Here is a 15,989-nt window from a genome sequence, read left to right on the forward strand (position 1 = left end):
CGCCCCACCCCCCGCTACTGCGGCGGCATGGCCGCCCCGCACCACCGAACGGAGACACCCCGCATGGAGATCAGCCTCAACCTGGAGCAGGTGGAGCTACTCGCCGCCGTGGCCGAGGGCCGCGTCCACAGTGACCCTCGGTTCAGCCGGCCCGACTTCGAACGGCTGAGCGAGAACGCCCACCACACCCGCCGCGCTACCGCCCGGCTCCGGCCGCTGCGCAAGGCGCTGCTCGTGGTCCTGGTCGACGAGGCCGACAGCGACGGCGTCCGCCCGTACAAGCTCACCAGTCTGGGTGAGCGGGTGCTTGCCGAGGCCCGCGCGCAGCAGGCCGCGGCGCTCGCCGAGCCGGCCGGTTCACCGGCCGACACGCTGGCGGTCTGACCGTCCCCTGTTCCACACCCCCCAGGCGCGGCCACCGAGATGCGGTGGCCGCGCCTCGCCATACCGGGAGATCCATAGATGTTGATCAGTAGGCAACGCGTCCGGACGGGGGGCCGCTAATGCCGTGGGGACGCATCGACGACCGGTTGGCGATGTCCGTCAAGGTTCGCGGGCTGGCAGACCCGGGCGCCACCGGGCTACGCGCGAAGCGGCAGCGCGCCGAGGCCCTCGGCGTGTGGGTTCAACTGCTGTCCTGGGTGTCCGGCGAACGTAGCGACGGCTTCCTGACCGCCGACATCCTCGACCTGTTCGGCTGGGAGGAGGCCAACGCGCGGCTACTGCGCGCCCGCTACGGCCGGGCGCCCCTTCTTCACCGCCGCGAAGACGGCGAACAGTGCGAGTGCATGACCGGCCGGGCCTGGGTCGACGACTACGAGTTCCTCATCCACGACTACCTCGACCGCAACCCCAGCCGCAGTGAGAACGACGTCCACCGGGCCAAGGCCAAGGAGTTGAAGAACTCCGCGCTGAAGGCCGCCGTGCGTGCCCGTGACGGGGACATCTGCCGGTACTGCGGCCGGGCCTGCCAGCACTCCGACCGCGTCAGCGATGCCGGCCTGACGTTCGACCACGTCGACCCCGAGGTGGCCGACGGCATGTCCAACCTCGTGGTGGCCTGCCGCGGCTGCAACCGGCGCAAGAGCAAGCGCACCCCCGAGGCCGCCGGCCTGGTGCTGCTGCCCGCACCCGGCGACGCGCAACCTGCACCCGGACCTACGTCGGACCCAGGTCCGGATCCAAGTCCGAACCCAGGTCCCGACTCAAGTCCGAACTCAGCTCCGGACCCAAGTCCCCCACCCGTCACAACGCCTGCGACCAGCACCGACGCGGCGGTCTATCCGCAGAGCAGCACCGAGACCAGCGCTCTTACTCAGGTCGCCGCGTCTCCCGGGACGGGACGGGTCGGGTCGGGCACCGCTCCCTCTACAGGTCCCCCACGCCCCGGCCAACCCACGGCCTACCGCATCGGACCCCCGACCACGCCCCGCGGACCTATCCACGGCTCCCCGTACCTGCGTACCTCCCGCCCCGCCCCTGAACACCACGCCGGACACCCGCCCCAGCCCGACCAGGAGAACCGATGACGAACCCGCCTCCCTGCGCCTGGTGCACCCGGCCCGATCCGACCGGCGGCTACGTCTGCCCGACCTGCTTCCGGCCCGTGGGCGAGGCCCTGCGGGAGATGGTCCGGCTTGCCGATGAGCCGGCCGTGAACATCGCCCGGCAGGCCCGCTACGGGTCCACGAACGGGCCCCGCTCGGCCGAGCCGCCTATCCCTGTCGACCTGGACGCCTCGGCAGCCTCGTGGGCGGCCGCGCATGTCGTCGTGACGTGGATGGACCACATCGCCACGACCCGCGGCGTGCCGCTGCCCAAGCGCGACCGGCGGCCGGTCGGGCCGCTGTGCGCCGGCGCCGCCGGGGCCGTGCTGGCCGGCCGGTGCGGTCACCCGAGTTGCGACGCCATCCGCCACCACCAACGAGAGCACCCCGTCGCCGCCGCGGCCCGGTTCGTCGCCGGCCAACTGGAGTGGCTCCGGCACACGCCCGACGCCTCGGACGCCGGGGAGGAACTCCTCGGCGCCGCTGCGGCCGTCCGGCGTGTCGTCGAGAACCCGGCCGATCGCTGGTACGCGGGTACGTGCTGCGAGCCGCTCCCCGACAAGCCGGGCGAGCTGTGCACCACCGAGCTGTACGCCTGGCCCGGGGTGACGTGGGTCCGCTGCCCCGGGTGCGGCACCGTGCACCAGACCGGGCCGCGCGTGCGTTGGCTGCTCGCCGAGGCCCGCGACGTCCGGGGCACTGCCACGCAGCTGGCCACCGCGGCGGCCCGGCTCGGTCGGGCGTGCACGGCGGGCCAGCTACGGGCCCTCGCCCAGCGCGGCCGGCTGCTGCCGGCCACCGTCGCGCTCGCTGACGGGATCGAGGGACCGGAGGAGGTCGACCGGGACGAATGGGGCCGGGCCCGCTACCGCTTCGGCGACGTCCTCGACGTCCTCGACCAGGTCGCCGAGCAGCGGCGCCGAGATGAGCTGGAGCGGGCCCAGCGGGCCGCCGAAAGGGCCCGGAAGGCCGCCGAGGAGGCCGCGAAGCACCAGGTGGACGTCCCGGCTTGATCATTCGCTGAGCTGGGCGTACGCTCACCTGCCAGTGGGACCAGTGCGCCCACGACAAGCTTGATTTGCCGATGCCGGAGACAGGCTCCCGGCCAAGGGCCCCGATCACATGATCGGGGCCCTTGCCTATCCCCTGGGGCGCGACACATCCGAGGGGGTCGCCCGTGGCGGGGGGCCTGAGCGGGCACCGCTGGCGGGCCCTGGTGGCCGAGGTCAAGAGGGCCTATCCCTGGGTGTGCTGGCTGTGCCACCAGCCCATCAGCGAGGGCTGGCCAGCACGTCACCCCAAGAGCTACAGCGTTGATCATGTGGTGCCCAGATCCAAGGGTGGCGCTGTGTATGACCTGGCCAATTGCAGGCCAGCGCACTACGGGTGCAACAGCAGCAGGCAGGCCAAGCAGGTGCCCTCGTTGTGGGTCACCTCGCCTGACTGGTGAGCACATGCATCAACGTAACGCAATGCATCAAGCCTCTGACCTGCACAAACAAGGGGGTAGGGGTGGGAAGTTTGGGCGGCATCGGCGGAGACCCCGCGTCCCCGTCTCCTTTTTTCTCCCCCCTGGGCCATAGGGGGGGCCGTGATCGTGCCTGGTGATCAGCAGGTGAGCGGGCCAATCACCGATCGGATCAGCGCCGTGATCGCCGCCCAGGTGGTCGCCGAACGGCGCCGGCGCAGCCTCACCCGCGACGAACTGGCCGCGGCCGCGCAGGAAGCCGGCGCCCCGTCCACCTTCACCGCGTCGGCGCTACGCAACGTCGAAACCGGCCGCCGCGGCGTGACCGTCGACGAGCTGGTGCAGCTGGCCGCCGCCCTGGACGTCTCGCCCCGCGACCTGCTCGGCGAGTACGCCCGCCTCTTCGGCCAGGACGCCCCGACCGCCCCGATCGGCGGGGAGGTGGAAGCCGCGACCCGCAAGGCAATCGAGGATCTCGGCGACCTGGACGGCATCGAGGAGCCGCTAGCGGCCATCGCGCTGGCCGATGCCCGCGCCCTGGACGACGGCGCCGGCATGGCAACCGCCGCGGTGAGCAAGGAGCTGCGCGCCGCGCTCACACAGCTGTGGGAGGGCCGCGACGGTGAAGACGAAGACGAAGCGGAGGACTACGGCCCGACCTGACCCGCACGCGCCGCAGCAGATCGACCTACGGCCGGGGATGACCCGCGAGGAGATTTACCAGGCGTACGGGCTGACGTGCCCGCCCCGGGTGGCGACACTGCGCGACCCGTCCCGCCGTACCTACGGGCCGTCCATCGCCCGGATCTCCTCACAGCTGGGCCAGCCGATGATGCCGCACCAGCGGTACATCGCCGACACCTCGATGGAGGTCGACCCGGCGTCGCACGCACTGGTCTACCGGGATGTGACGGGCCTGCTGCCCCGCCAGTCAGGCAAGACGACCATCGTCCTGCCGGTGCGCGTTCACCGCGCCGTGGCGATGCCCGGCGAGGTCCGCAAGTACGCGCCGCACCAGCAGGGCCGGCAGCGGATCCTGTACGCCGCCCAGCGCCGCCAGGACGCCCGAGAGAAGTGGGTCGACGACCAGCTGCCCATCCTGGAGGCGAGCCCGTTTCGCACGAAGTACCGCAAGCGGCTGGCCAACGGGTCCGAAGCGCTGATCTGGAAGGCGGGCGCGTACGACGGGATCACCAGCAACACCGAGACCGCCGGGCACGGCAAGGTCTTGGATCTGAGCTTCGAAGATGAGTTCTTCGCGGCGATCGACGCCCGCCTGGAGCAGGCTTTCTCGCCCGCGATGATCACCCGGTGGTCGCCGCAGCACTGGCGGGTCTCGACCGAGGGCACGGAGGCGTCTCTCTACCTTGCCGACAAGGTCGAGAAGGGCCGCGCGCTCGTCGAGAGCGGCGAGCCGTCGACGAGCGCCTATTTTGAATGGTCCAACCTCGACGGGCCGTACAACAGTCCGGACACCTGGCTGTCCTGCATGCCGGCCCTGTGCCCCCAGCTGGCCGGCGAGTGCATCTGCGGCGTCGACAGCACCGGCCGCCGATGGTGGCGGCACACCGTGCGCCTGGCCGCAGTCCGCGCCGAACTGGGCAAGCTGGGCCGCGAAGAGTTCTCCCGCGCGTACCTCAACCGGCGCAAGGGATCGAGCCTGCCGCCGGACCCGAACATGCCCACCCCCGAGGAGTGGGCCGCAGTCCTCGACGACCGGGCCGCGCCCGGCGAGGTCGTCGCGTTCGCCATCGACATGCCGCCGAGCCGGGCGGCAACGGCCATCGTCGCCGTGTGGCTGTGCGAGATCGAGCGCTGCCCGACCCGGACCGCCTACGACGACGGCAGCGAGCAGGCCGGGGCGCACCGTCACGGGAAGCTGGTCGAGTACCGGCCCGGTAGCGACTGGGTACCCGCGCGGGCCGCCGAGCTGAACGAGCGATGGAAGCCGGTCGGCTGGGCGATCGACGGCGCGAGCCCCGCCATGTCCCTCGTGCCCGACCTGGCTGAAGTCGGCATCGCCAAGAGAGCCGGCGAGCCGGAGCGCGGTGACCTGGTCGTGCTCAACGCCGGGGAGGCCGCGGCGGCCGCCGGGATGCTGGTCGACGGCATCCGGCAGGACACCATCCGCCAGGAGGGCCAGGCCGCGATGACGGCCGCGTTCGAAAACGCGCGCACCCGCCCGCTGGGCGACCGCTTCGCGTTCGCGCGACGGCTGGGCGCCGTCGACATCAGCCCATGGGTCGCCTTCGGTGGCGCCCTACTGACGCTGGAAACCCGCAAGCACCTGGCGGTTGAAGAGGACTTCGACCCGTCCGCGTTCTACGTCTGAGGAGGCCGCGCCGTGGCGATCATGCAGCGGATCCGTACCGCGTGGGATGCCACGGTGGAGCTGATCGAGCGGGCCGCCCGCCCGGTGGACTGGCGGATGTTCTCGACCTACGGCGAGCCCAACGCGGAGAAGGTGCTCACCTCGTTCCAGCAGTACGCCGAACGGGCGTACGGCGGCAACGCCGCGGTGTTCGGCATCGTCAACGCGTTGGTCCGGCTGTTCAGCGAAGCGACGTTCAGGCTGCGCGACGCCAACAAGAAGCTGGTCGACCACGAGTGCCTGCGGCTGCTGCACGAGCCGTGGCCGAACGGCACGACCGGCGACCTGCTCGCCCGGATGCGCCAGGACGCCACGCTGGCCGGTAACGCCTACGTCCGCCGGGTCGGCGACGACCGGCTGGAGCGCCTCCGGCCGGACTGGGTCACGATCGTGTCGTGGGTGACCGACGGCGCCGACGGCCGGCAGTTGCGCGAGGTCGTGGGCTACCTGTACGAGCCGATCGGCGACACCGAGCGCGACACCGAGTTCTACCCGGTCGAGGAGGTCGCCCACTGGGCGCCGATCCCCGACCCGTTGGCCAACTGGCGTGGCATGTCCGCGCTCACGCCGGCGCTGCGCGAGATCAACGCGGACATGGCGATGACCGAGCACCGTGATCGGTTCTTCCGCAACGCCGCGACGCCCAACCTGATCATCAAGTACGCCAACAAGCTGGGGAAGGACCAGCGCGACCGGATCCGCGACAGCGTCGCCGCCCGGCACTCCGGCCCGGCCAACGCCGGCGGCACGCTGGTGCTCGACGAAGGCGCAGACCCCATGATCGTGGGGTCGAAATTCAGCGACGCCCAGTTCGACGAGATCATGGCCGCCGGGGAGAACCGCATCGCGGTGGCCATCGGCGTGCCGGCCATCGTGGCCGGTCTCAAGCAGGGCCAGGATGCGGCCGCCTGGTCGATGTACCGGCAGGGCATGCGGGCGTTCGCGGACACGGTCGTACGGCCTGACTGGCGGTCGGCGTGCGCCGCGCTCGCCCGCGTCGTCGACGTGCCGGACGGGTACCGGTTGTGGTTCGACGTCGGCGACATCGCCGCGCTCCAGGAGAGCGAGACCGAGTCGGCCACGGCCATGCAGACGCAGGCCGCGACCGCGTCGACCCTGATCACCGCCGGGTTTGAACCGGAGAGCGTCACCGCTGCGATCATCGCCGGCGACCTGTCGTTGCTCCGGCACTCGGGCATGGTCTCCGTCCAGATGCACGACCCGAACGCCCCACCACCGGACCCCGCCGCCGACCTGGTCGGCGACGGCGACGGCCCGCCCGCCGGTGACGACGACGGCGACCAGGACGACCCCGACGCCGTCGACGACGAGGACGACGACCAGGACGACGAGCAGGACGACGAGCAGCGGCGCGCTCGACTGTGGGATCTGCTCGACGAACTGCTGCGCGCGTGGGATGCCGGGCTGCACCCGCGCGACCACCGCGGCCGGTTCCGGCGTATCGGCGCTCCCGACCTGGTCGACGGCACCGTGCCGGTCGACCGGCTGCCGGATCGGCGGCTGCAAGAGCTGTTCCACGAGTTCAGCAATGACCCGGCCGTGGCCAACGACGGGCGCGTGTTTCACCTGCTCGGCGACGAGATGGACCGGCGCGATTCGGCCGCCATGTACCGGGCGCTGGTCGCGTCGGTGCCCGACGGCGAGCAGCTGCGGGGCCTGCCCGAAGCCGACGTGATGGATCTGTACGCCCAGGTGTCCGCCGTTGACCGTGACCCGGACATGCCGACGCTCGACCGGCTGGGCGCCGAGCTCGACCGCCGCCTGGCGGTGGAGGTCGCCGCCCGGGAAGCGCCGGCCCGCGAGTACCTCGCGCGGGATCTCGACGCCATGAGCGACGACGAGCTGGAGCAGGCCCGGCAGTACGCCGCACAGCTGGGCGACGTCGCCGAGTCCGAGCGCGTCCACGCCGCGTGGGAACGCAAGGACGAGCGCGGCCGGGCCGCGGCCGCCGAGGCCGCACGGCTGCACCAGCTGGCCGCCGATCGCAACCGCTGGGCGAGCGCCCCGCTGGCCAGCCTCACCGACGCCGACGTGGCGGCCGCCATCGTCGACATCGAGGCCGACGGGTACAACACCAACGACCGCCGGCAGGCCCGCCTGGCCGCGCTGCGCAAGGAACAGCACCGGCGGACCGAAGCCGCCGCCCGAGACGCCGCCGCGGCGGCCGACACCCCGACCGGCCCGGCGTGGGTGCTCAACCCGATGGGCAAGGTCGCCGACGTCGAGTTCTACGCCCGCAACTTCCGCGAGTACGGCGGCGCTGCCGCCGGCGTGCGGCTGGACCGGGCCAAGCGCCGCGCGCTGGGCCTGCCCGACGACGCCGACGACAAGGCCGTGACGGCCGCGGAGAAGGTCGACCCGCGGCCGCCCGCCGAGCGGGCAGCCATGACCCTGGCCTGGTATCAGCACGCCGCCCGGCACGCCGCCGAGCCGATCACGGAACCGAAGGACAGCCGCGACTACGGGCTGCTGACCGGCTGGGCCGACGCCCCGCCGGCGCCGCCGGCGCGGCCACCCCTGCCGCCGGCGAACGTGGCCGGCGTGGCGAAGGTGTGGGCCGAGATCGAGCAACAGGCCCTCGCCGACCGGAAGGCCGGCGACGACTCCACCGCGCGGCGGTACCTGGGCGCGGTCAGTCGGGCCCTCGGGCTGCCCGACGGCGCCGACCCGCGCGAGGTCGGCAAGGCCATGAGGGTCGACAACCGCACCCCCACCCAGAGGGCCGCGGCGTACCTCGCCGAGTACCGGCAGCTGGCCGCAGAGCAGGACGTCGACCCCGGCGACCGACTGCGGTACGGGCCGCCGGACCGGACCCCGAAGGGGAAGGCGCCGGCCCGGCGCGGGCCGACCGACGCGCAGAGCGCCGAGATTGACCGGCTGGTGTCCAAGGGCCGCGACTATCTCGACGCCTACGCCGAGGTGCTCGGGCTCGACGTCGACCAGCTGCGCCGCGAAGAGGCCGCCGCGGCCGCCGGCGGCGGCAAGCGGGGCGGCACCCGGGAGGCGCTGCGCAAGGCGTACGAGGAACACACCTACCTGCAATATCTCGACGCCGAGCTGGTCACCCGCGGCAACCTGCTGAGCAAGGCGGGACGGGCCAAGAAGATCGACCCGGCTGCCCTGTTCAGCGGGCCCATGCACGTGGCCCGGAAGTACGCGAGCGAAGAACTGCTGCGCTACTGGGCCCAGAACCCGCGGATGACCTTCACGGAGTTCCAACAGAACGTGTCCGGCCGTGCCCACGCCGGCCGTGAGGCCGCCATGGCCGCCAGCAACGGGAGGGACTTCGTCTGATGAGCGTCATGCTGGCCACGGCCCGGAAGCTGGGCGAGGTGGCCGCCCGCCTCGGGCACCCCGTCACCAGCTGCCCGTACCACCCGGGCAGCCGCGACGCCGTCCAGCGGGCGGCCGCCCGCGCGTACGTCGCCGAGTACCTGCGGTGGCGGCCCACCGCGGCCGCCGCCGTCGACGTCGACGAGGACGACGGCCAAGACGACGTCGACGGCGAGGTGGCTCGGCATCTGCCCGGCCGGCACGACCAGAAGCACCACGGTCGCCGGTACAAGGTCCCCGGCGACAAGAGCAGCGGGCTGCGGGAGTTGGCCAGCAAGCTGCACGGCCACGACCCGGCCGAGCACGCCGCGCCAGCGAAGAAGGCGGCACCGGCGAAGAAGGCCGCACCGGCGAAGAAGGCGGCCGCCGCCGTCGCGCCGGAGGGGCGCAAGCTGTCGCCGCCGGTGACGGTGGGCGGGGTAGAGCGACCCGCCGGCTGGCTCGACGCGGCTGACCTGTCGGTGGTGAAGAACGGCCGCCGGTGGTCGGTGGCGTCCGACGGCAGAGAGAACGGGTACGCCTTCACTGGCACCCGGGAGCAGGCTGAACGGTACGTCGAGATCACCGCCGAGGGCCGGCGGGAACGCCACAGCCGGGAGTCCAACCAGGCCACCAACGCGCCGGCGGCGGCCGTGGGGCCGGCGGATCCTGAGCAGGCCGTACGGGAGGCGTTCGACGCGCTGCTGCCCCAGGGCGGTTGGCTCGGGCTGGCTGACCTGCGCGACCATCTGGACGCCCGCGGGCTGTCCCGCCAAGACGTCGACGACGCGCTGCGGCAGCTCGCCCGCCGGCCCGGTGTCAGGGTCATCCCGGTGGCCAATTCCAAGTCGCTGACCTCCCGGGACCGGGCGGCCGCGGTGCGGATCGGCGACGAGGACAACCACACGATCACCTTCGACGGGCGCGCGGTGAAGGGCCCACCCCCCGCCGGGGCACCGGCGCGCAAGGCCGCGCCCACGCCAGCGGCCGCCTCAACCGCAGTGCCAGGCCCACGGCCGCCGGCGGATCCTGAGCAGGCCGTACGGGAGGCGTTCGACGCGCTGCTGCCCCAGGGCGGTTGGCTCGGGCTGGCTGACCTGCGCGACCATCTGGACGCCCGCGGGCTGTCCCGCCAGGACGTTGACGACGCGCTGCGGCAGCTCGCCCGCCGGCCTGATGCCAGGGTCATCCCCGTGACCAATTCCAAGTCCCTGACGTCCCGGGACCGGGCGGCCGCGGTGCGGATCGGCGACGAGGACAACCACACCATCACCTTTGACGGACGCGCGGTGAAAGCGGCGCCCGCCGCGGCCCCACCGGCCAGTATGGCCGACCAGCTGGGCAAGGCACTGGCCAACGCTGCCCGCCGCCGGGAACAGGTCAAGGCAACAGAGCTCACGATCGACGGCGCTGAATCGGATTTCCGGCCTGGTGCCCGGTCGACCATCGGGCTGGCCGACCGGCCCCAGGTCGGCCGGCAGACGTCCGACGTTCAGCTGGGCCTGTTCGCCGATGACCGCAAGCAGATGGACGGCCAGGGCGCGCTGCTCGACGCGCTGTTCAACCCGGCTGACGACCTGGGCGACTTCCTGGACTCAGGCAAGGGAGGCAAGCGGCGGTGACCACCTACCTGCGCACGTGGGCGCTCGACGACATCAGCCGGTCGCGCACCGGCGACGGGCGGACCGTCACCGCGTACGCCGCGGTGTTCGACACGCCCACGGAAGTCCGCGACCAGCACGGCCACTACCACGAGGAGATCCACCGGGCCGCGTTCAACCGGACCGCGAAGGCGGGCCGGGCGGTGTGCCTCTACAACCACGGCATGACCCTGGACGGGAAGCCCAACGGCACGTTGCAGGTGCCGCTGGGTACCCCGCTGGAGATCCGCCCGGACGGCCGCGGGCTGCTCACCGTGACCCGCTACAACCGGTCGGACACCGCCGACGCAGTGCTGGCCGCGATCGACGCCGGCGACATCAAGGCGCAGTCGTTCCGCGGCCGCGTGATCCGCTCCAACCCGATGGGCCGCATCCCACGAGCCCGGCCCGGCCAACCGTTGCCGAAGGTCACCCGGCTGGAGCTGGGGTTGTCCGACTACGGGCCGACCCCGATCCCGTACTACGAGGGCGCCGCGATCGTCGCCGTGCGCTCTGCCGTCCAGTTGGTCGACCAGCTCGACGACGACCAGCGCGCCGAGCTGCTCGCCGCGCTCACCGCCACCCCGGCCAACGCCGGGCCCGGCGCCGAGGACCCGCACCAGCCGGTGCACTCCGGTCGGCTCGCCATCCGTCGCGCCCGTATCCGGGCCGACATGATCCGTTTGGGGATCCGCAAATGAAGAAGGCAGCCATCATCCGCGCCGCGATGGACACGCTCGGCGCCGAGCTCATCGAGCTGGACCAGGTCGACGAGCCCACCGACGAGGAGATCGCCCGGTCGGCGGCCGCGCTCGACGAGTACGAGGCCCTCGCCGCCGACCTCGCCGAGGCCGAGAAGCAGGACCAGCGCATGGAGCTGGTCCGGGCCGCGATGGCCAACCCGGCCAACCGCGAGCACGGCGCCGGCATCACCCCGGGTCAGGGCCCGTACATCAAGCGGGCCGTCGACCCGTACGACACCCTCGCCGAGGTCACCCGGGGCCGGTTCGCCCCGAGCGACGTGATCGAGCGGGCGAAGTACGCCGTCGAGCAGGCGCCGCGGCACATGTCCGACGTCGCCCGCGCCCGCGTCGTCGAGCTGATCGGCGAGATCGACGAGGACGACGAAGAGGGGAACCGGCAGGCGCCGGCCATCGCCCGCCACGTCCTGATGACCGGGTCGAAGGACTACCACAAGCAGTTCCGCGAGTACATGCGTACCGGCTACGCCGGCGAGCTGCTGCGCGCGTCGCTGTCCCTCACCGACGCCAACGGCGGCTACCTGGTCCCGTTCACGCTCGACCCCACGATCATCCTGACCAACGCCGGCATCGTGGACCCCATCCGGTCTATCTCCACGATCAAGACCATCGCCACGGACGACTGGAACGGCGTCACCAGCGCCGGCGTCACGTCCAACTGGACGGACGAGGGCGCCGAGGTGGCCGACAACTCGCCGACGTTCGGGCCGAAGAAGATCACCCCGAAGCGGGCCGACACCTGGATCGACGGGACGTATGAGGTTCTCGCCGACTCGGGGTTCGCCTCCGAGCTGGGCCGGCTGGTGGCCGACGCCAAGGCCCGGCACGAGGGTGCCGCGTTCGCCACGGCCAACGTCGGCGCGTCCCGGCCGCGGGGTGTCGTCGCCGCCGTGGCCGCGGTCGCCGGCTCCCTGGTGGCCAGCGCGACCGCCGGCGCGTTCGCCCAGGCCGACGTGTACGCCGTCGCCGACGCGCTGCGGCCGCGAGACGCCGCGAACGCCACGTGGCTGGCGAACAAGCGGATCTACAACAAGGTTCGCCAGTTCGACACGGCGGGCGGGTCGGCGTTCTGGGCCAACCTGGGCATGGGGCGGCCCAACGAGCTGCTGGGGCAGCCGGCCCGCGAGGCATCGAGCATGACCGGCACCATCGCCGCCGGTGCCCTGCCGCTGCTCGCCGGCGACTTCGCCAACTACTACATCGTCGACCGGGTCGGCATGTCGATTCAGTTCGATCCGCTGCTCAAGGGCGCCAACGGCCGCCCGACCGGCAAGGCCGGCTGGTTCGCGTTCTGGCGCGTCGGCGCGGACGTCGTCGACCCGGACGCCTTCCGCCTGCTCCAGCTGTCCAACCCCGCGGTTGCGGTCCCGCTGGCCTGACCAGACGAGTAGCTCCCCGGGCGCGGCCCGGGGCGCAGTGGTGGGCTCGGCGATCCTGGCGCCGGGCCCACCGCCGTACCCAGGCCAGGAAGAGAAGGGGCTCCAGCGTGAAGCGCTGCACATACACCGGGTTTGTCGGTCTGTCCGATGGCACGGCACCCCGGGTCGATCAGGGGGTGCTGTACCCCGACGACGCCCAGGTGGTCACCGAGCGGCCGGACCTGTTCGTCGACGTCGACCTGCTGCCGCCGGGCCCGACTCAGCCAGTCAACGAGCCGCCCGCCGTCGACGCCGACCCGCCGCCCACGCCGACCCAGCCCGTCGACGAGCCGCCCGCCGAGGACGTCGACCAGGTGCCGCCGGGCCCCACGGAGTCCGTCGACGAGTCGGCGCCTGCGCCGACGAAGCGCGCCCGCCGGCGTGGCTGACCCCGTCGGGCCGGCACGGGTCGACTCCTGACCGTCCGCCCCGCTGTCCCCTGACCTACGTCCGGCCGCCGGCATCGCGCCGGCGGTCGTCTCATGCCCGGAGGTCACCATGACCAGCCCAACCCCGGCGGATCGCCGGTATGCCTCGCTGGAGCGGCTCAAGGCGTCGCTCAAGCTTGACCCGGCCGGGCCCGACGACCGCGACGAGCTGCTCACCGAGGCGCTCGACGTCGCGTCCCGGCAGATCGACAAGACGTGTAACCGGCGCGGGTTCTGGCTCGACACCACGGCGACCACGCGGGAGTACCGGACGATCGGCCGGGTGGTCGCCGGCGACGACGGCGACGCGCTGCTGGTCGACGACGTCGGCGACCTGTCCGGCCTTGCCGTGATGCTGCGGGCCAGCCCTGGCAGCACCTGGGAGCAGGTCACCGACTGGGACACCGAGCCCTGCAACGCCCTGGCCGACGGGCGACCGGTCACGCTGCTGCGCCGGTGGCGCGGCTGGCAAGGCGACCGGGTGCGGGTCACCGCGCTGCACGGCTGGCCGGCCGTGCCCGCCGAGGTGGCCATGGCCTGCCGGATGCAGGCGCTGCGGCTCTACAAGCGCAAGGACAGCCCGGAGGGCGTGCTTGGCAGCGCCGACTGGGGCGTCACGCGGGTGGCCCGCGTCGACCCCGACGTGGCCGCGCTGCTGCGTGACTTCGTGTTGGAGGAGGTGTAGTCGTCGTGGCCCTGGACCTGCGCCGCGTGCTGCGCGAGCTCGCCGCGGCCGCCGCCACCATCCCCGGCGTGACCACGTACGCCTACGTGCCCGACAGCATCACCGCCCCGGCGTTCTACACGGGCGAGGTGGTCGGCCGGTACGACCAGACGTTCGGCGGCCTGGCGGCCGTCACGGTGACCTGTCGCCTGCTGGTGTCCCTGGGCGTGGACGGCTCCGGCCAGGCCGAGCTGCTCGACCTGATGGGCACCGGCCCCGGGTCGGTCAAGGCCGCGTTGGAGGCCGCCCGCGGTGGCCCCGGTGAGTACGCCCTGAACGGCGCCGCCGACGACCTGCACGTGCCCGGGGTGCAGGGCCACCGCCTCTACACGTTCGGGCCAGAGACCTACGTCGGTGCCGATTGGGCCGTCGAGGTGATCGGGGGCGGGGATGGCTGACCCCACCGGAGGATTTCCCGCCGGCGACGTGCTCGAGGACGCCGGCGCGCGGAAATCTTCCCGCCGTACGCACCTGGTCGACCAGCTGGCCGCGCTCGCCGGATACGGCCAGCCCGACGACGACCCGCGCGTGATCGCGGCCCGCGCCGAGCTGGCCGCGCTCGACGACGTCGACCAGGCCGACGCCCCGGCGCCGGCCCCCACGAGGAAGGCACGCCGTGGCAGTACACAAGCTCCGTAACGTCCGCATCTTCACCGGCGGCGCCGACCTGACCGGCCAGTCGAACAAGGTCGAGTTGGGCGCCGAGGTCGAGGACAAGGACACCACGAATTTCGGCGACGTCGACGCCAACGGCGACGTCTGGAAGTCGGTGATCGGCGGTCTCGGGTCGGCCAAGGTGACTGCCGGCGGGCAGTGGGAGGCCGGCGACATCAGCCTGGTCGACGATGACGCCTGGGCCGCGCTGGGCGGCATCGGCCCATGGACGATCTACCCGCACGAGTCCGGGCCCGTCGGCGGTGCCGTCGGGTCGGTGGCGTGGATCGTCAACGGGCTGCGCGCCCAGTACGCGCTGCTCGGGTCGCCGGGCGACGTCGCCCCGTGGGCCGCGTCGGCGACGTCGACGTGGCCGCTGGTGCGCGGCGTGGGCCTGCACGCCCCGGGCGTACCCCGCACCGCGACCGGCACGGGTACGACCGTGCAGCGTCCCGCTGTGCTGGCCGGTCAGTACGTGTACGCGTCCCTGCACGTGCTCAGCGTCGCCGGCACCGGCACACCGACCCTGACCGTCACGGTGCAGAGCGCGGCCGACGCCGGGTTCACCACGCCGACGGACCGGGCCACGTTCACCGCCGCGACCGCCCGCACCGGGCAGGCCCTGCGGGTGGCCGCCGGCCCCATCACCGATACGTACTGGCGGCTGTCCTGGACCATCACCGGCACCGCCCCGTCGTTCCTGTTCGCTGCCGCCGTCGGCATCAAGTAGAGGAGACACCCCATGCCCAAGATGGTGCTCACCGCCGCGTACGTGTCGCTCGCCGGCATCGAACGGTCAGGCGACCTGAACAAGGCCGAGTTGTCGGCCGAGGTGGAAGAGAAGGACGTCACCACCTTCAAATCGTTGGGCTGGAAGGAGGTCGTAGGCGGGCTCAAGTCCGGATCCCTGGCGCTCAGCTTCAAGAACGATCTCGCCGCGGCCGCCGTGGATCAGGCCATGTGGGACGCGCTCGGCACGGTGGTGCCGTTCGTGGTCCGGGCCAGCCAGGCCGCCGTCGGGACGTCGAACCCGCAGTACAGCGGCAACGTCCTGGTCAAGTCGTGGACGCCGATCGCTGGCGCACCGGGCGACGTCAACGAGTCCAACCACACCTACCCCACCAGCGGCCCGGTCGTCCGCGCGACGGCCTGACCGTGGACGTCGTCGAGGTCCGGCCCGATCCGGCCACGTTCCGGCGGGTCGCGGCCGCGCTCGACGCCGAGGCCGACGGCCGGCAGTGGCGCCGGGAGCTGGCCACCGAGCTGCATGCTGCGCTCGCTCCCGGCGTCGACGCCGCACGGGCGGCGATCCTCGCCATGCCGGGCGGGCTCCCGCACGCCGGCGAGCCGCTGCGCCAGGCCATCGCCGCCGCCGTGGTCTCCGAGATCCGGCTCACCGGTGCCGCCGGCGCCCGGATCCGCGTCCGCAAGCGCGGCATGCCGCGCAACTTCCCCAACGCCCCGCGGCGGACCAACGCCCGCCGCGGCTGGCGGCACCCCGTGTTCAGCCCGGATGTGTGGGTCACCCAGCGCGGTGAGCCGGGCTGGTTCGACGACACCCTGCTACGCCGGCGCCCCGCCATGCGGGCCGCCGCCGAGAAGGCCCTACAAGCCCGCGCACGACGTATCGCCAGGAGGAACTGAC

17 protein-coding genes are annotated in these 15,989 nt (G+C 72.7%); all 17 read left to right on the top strand.

The features are described 5' to 3' along the window. Nucleotides 1–63: 63 nt before the first annotated feature. On the top strand, nucleotides 64–384 hold the full coding sequence (locus tag OOK41_RS01265) for a hypothetical protein (RefSeq protein ID WP_266262495.1): 321 nt from the start codon (nucleotides 64–66) through the stop codon (nucleotides 382–384). Nucleotides 385–536: 152 nt separating this feature from the next. Continuing rightward, nucleotides 537–1,529 (top strand): HNH endonuclease, encoded by a 993-nt coding sequence (locus tag OOK41_RS01270; RefSeq protein ID WP_266262496.1) that lies wholly within the window; start codon nucleotides 537–539, stop codon nucleotides 1,527–1,529. Beyond that, nucleotides 1,526–2,560: a hypothetical protein gene (locus OOK41_RS01275; RefSeq protein ID WP_266262498.1), complete on the top strand. Its 1,035-nt coding sequence runs from the start codon at nucleotides 1,526–1,528 to the stop codon at nucleotides 2,558–2,560. The genes OOK41_RS01270 and OOK41_RS01275 overlap by 4 nt, the downstream gene beginning before the upstream one ends. Nucleotides 2,561–2,793: 233 nt before the next feature. After that, nucleotides 2,794–2,997: an HNH endonuclease gene (locus OOK41_RS32000; RefSeq protein ID WP_353962212.1), complete on the top strand. Its 204-nt coding sequence runs from the start codon at nucleotides 2,794–2,796 to the stop codon at nucleotides 2,995–2,997. Between the two features lie 198 nt (nucleotides 2,998–3,195). Then, nucleotides 3,196–3,678 (top strand): helix-turn-helix domain-containing protein, encoded by a 483-nt coding sequence (locus OOK41_RS01280; RefSeq protein ID WP_266262499.1) that lies wholly within the window; start codon nucleotides 3,196–3,198, stop codon nucleotides 3,676–3,678. Continuing rightward, nucleotides 3,638–5,347 carry a hypothetical protein gene (locus tag OOK41_RS01285; RefSeq protein ID WP_266262500.1) on the top strand — a complete coding sequence of 570 codons (1,710 nt, stop codon included), beginning with the start codon at nucleotides 3,638–3,640 and terminating at the stop codon, nucleotides 5,345–5,347. Before OOK41_RS01280 ends, OOK41_RS01285 begins: the two co-directional genes overlap by 41 nt. A gap of 21 nt (nucleotides 5,348–5,368) precedes the next feature. After that, complete coding sequence (locus OOK41_RS01290) at nucleotides 5,369–8,701, top strand: phage portal protein (protein WP_266267707.1); 3,333 nt, start codon at nucleotides 5,369–5,371, stop codon at nucleotides 8,699–8,701. Then, nucleotides 8,701–10,341, top strand: coding sequence for a hypothetical protein (locus OOK41_RS01295; protein WP_266262501.1), 1,641 nt, complete (start codon nucleotides 8,701–8,703; stop codon nucleotides 10,339–10,341). Before OOK41_RS01290 ends, OOK41_RS01295 begins: the two co-directional genes overlap by 1 nt. Further along, the gene (locus OOK41_RS01300) at nucleotides 10,338–11,060 is read left to right on the top strand and encodes an HK97 family phage prohead protease (RefSeq protein WP_266262502.1); all 723 of its coding nucleotides are present in this window, start codon (nucleotides 10,338–10,340) and stop codon (nucleotides 11,058–11,060) included. Before OOK41_RS01295 ends, OOK41_RS01300 begins: the two co-directional genes overlap by 4 nt. Further along, nucleotides 11,057–12,499, top strand: a complete 1,443-nt coding sequence (locus tag OOK41_RS01305) for a phage major capsid protein (RefSeq protein WP_266262503.1) — start codon at nucleotides 11,057–11,059, stop codon at nucleotides 12,497–12,499. The genes OOK41_RS01300 and OOK41_RS01305 overlap by 4 nt, the downstream gene beginning before the upstream one ends. A 176-nt stretch (nucleotides 12,500–12,675) precedes the next feature. Beyond that, nucleotides 12,676–12,927 (top strand): hypothetical protein, encoded by a 252-nt coding sequence (locus OOK41_RS01310; protein WP_266262504.1) that lies wholly within the window; start codon nucleotides 12,676–12,678, stop codon nucleotides 12,925–12,927. A gap of 109 nt (nucleotides 12,928–13,036) precedes the next feature. Continuing rightward, nucleotides 13,037–13,651 (top strand): phage gp6-like head-tail connector protein, encoded by a 615-nt coding sequence (locus OOK41_RS01315; RefSeq protein ID WP_266262505.1) that lies wholly within the window; start codon nucleotides 13,037–13,039, stop codon nucleotides 13,649–13,651. 5 nt (nucleotides 13,652–13,656) lie between these two features. Further along, nucleotides 13,657–14,088, top strand: a complete 432-nt coding sequence (locus OOK41_RS01320; protein WP_266262506.1) for a hypothetical protein — start codon at nucleotides 13,657–13,659, stop codon at nucleotides 14,086–14,088. Further along, complete coding sequence (locus OOK41_RS01325) at nucleotides 14,081–14,329, top strand: hypothetical protein (protein WP_266262507.1); 249 nt, start codon at nucleotides 14,081–14,083, stop codon at nucleotides 14,327–14,329. Before OOK41_RS01320 ends, OOK41_RS01325 begins: the two co-directional genes overlap by 8 nt. Beyond that, on the top strand, nucleotides 14,307–15,074 hold the full coding sequence (locus OOK41_RS01330) for a hypothetical protein (RefSeq protein ID WP_266262509.1): 768 nt from the start codon (nucleotides 14,307–14,309) through the stop codon (nucleotides 15,072–15,074). The genes OOK41_RS01325 and OOK41_RS01330 overlap by 23 nt, the downstream gene beginning before the upstream one ends. Nucleotides 15,075–15,095: 21 nt before the next feature. Beyond that, nucleotides 15,096–15,497, top strand: a complete 402-nt coding sequence (locus OOK41_RS01335; RefSeq protein ID WP_266262510.1) for a hypothetical protein — start codon at nucleotides 15,096–15,098, stop codon at nucleotides 15,495–15,497. Nucleotides 15,498–15,499: 2 nt separating this feature from the next. Further along, nucleotides 15,500–15,988, top strand: a complete 489-nt coding sequence (locus OOK41_RS01340; protein WP_266262512.1) for a hypothetical protein — start codon at nucleotides 15,500–15,502, stop codon at nucleotides 15,986–15,988. Nucleotide 15,989: the final 1 nt, after the last annotated feature.

This window comes from Micromonospora sp. NBC_01655, from assembly GCF_026339755.1.
In the GTDB taxonomy this organism is placed as follows: domain Bacteria; phylum Actinomycetota; class Actinomycetes; order Mycobacteriales; family Micromonosporaceae; genus Micromonospora.

Bases quoted from the DNA above. Each gene is read 5' to 3' on its own strand.
- OOK41_RS01305 (WP_266262503.1), top strand. From the start codon at position 11,057: ATGAAGAAGGCAGCCATCATCCGCGCCGCGATGGACACGCTCGGCGCC.
- OOK41_RS01275 (WP_266262498.1), top strand. From the start codon at position 1,526: ATGACGAACCCGCCTCCCTGCGCCTGGTGCACCCGGCCCGATCCGACC.
- OOK41_RS01315 (WP_266262505.1), top strand. From the start codon at position 13,037: ATGACCAGCCCAACCCCGGCGGATCGCCGGTATGCCTCGCTGGAGCGG.
- OOK41_RS01265 (WP_266262495.1), top strand. From the start codon at position 64: ATGGAGATCAGCCTCAACCTGGAGCAGGTGGAGCTACTCGCCGCCGTG.
- OOK41_RS01270 (WP_266262496.1), top strand. From the start codon at position 537: ATGTCCGTCAAGGTTCGCGGGCTGGCAGACCCGGGCGCCACCGGGCTA.
- OOK41_RS01325 (WP_266262507.1), top strand. From the start codon at position 14,081: ATGGCTGACCCCACCGGAGGATTTCCCGCCGGCGACGTGCTCGAGGAC.
- OOK41_RS01295 (WP_266262501.1), top strand. From the start codon at position 8,701: ATGAGCGTCATGCTGGCCACGGCCCGGAAGCTGGGCGAGGTGGCCGCC.
- OOK41_RS01335 (WP_266262510.1), top strand. From the start codon at position 15,096: ATGGTGCTCACCGCCGCGTACGTGTCGCTCGCCGGCATCGAACGGTCA.
- OOK41_RS01290 (WP_266267707.1), top strand. From the start codon at position 5,369: ATGCAGCGGATCCGTACCGCGTGGGATGCCACGGTGGAGCTGATCGAG.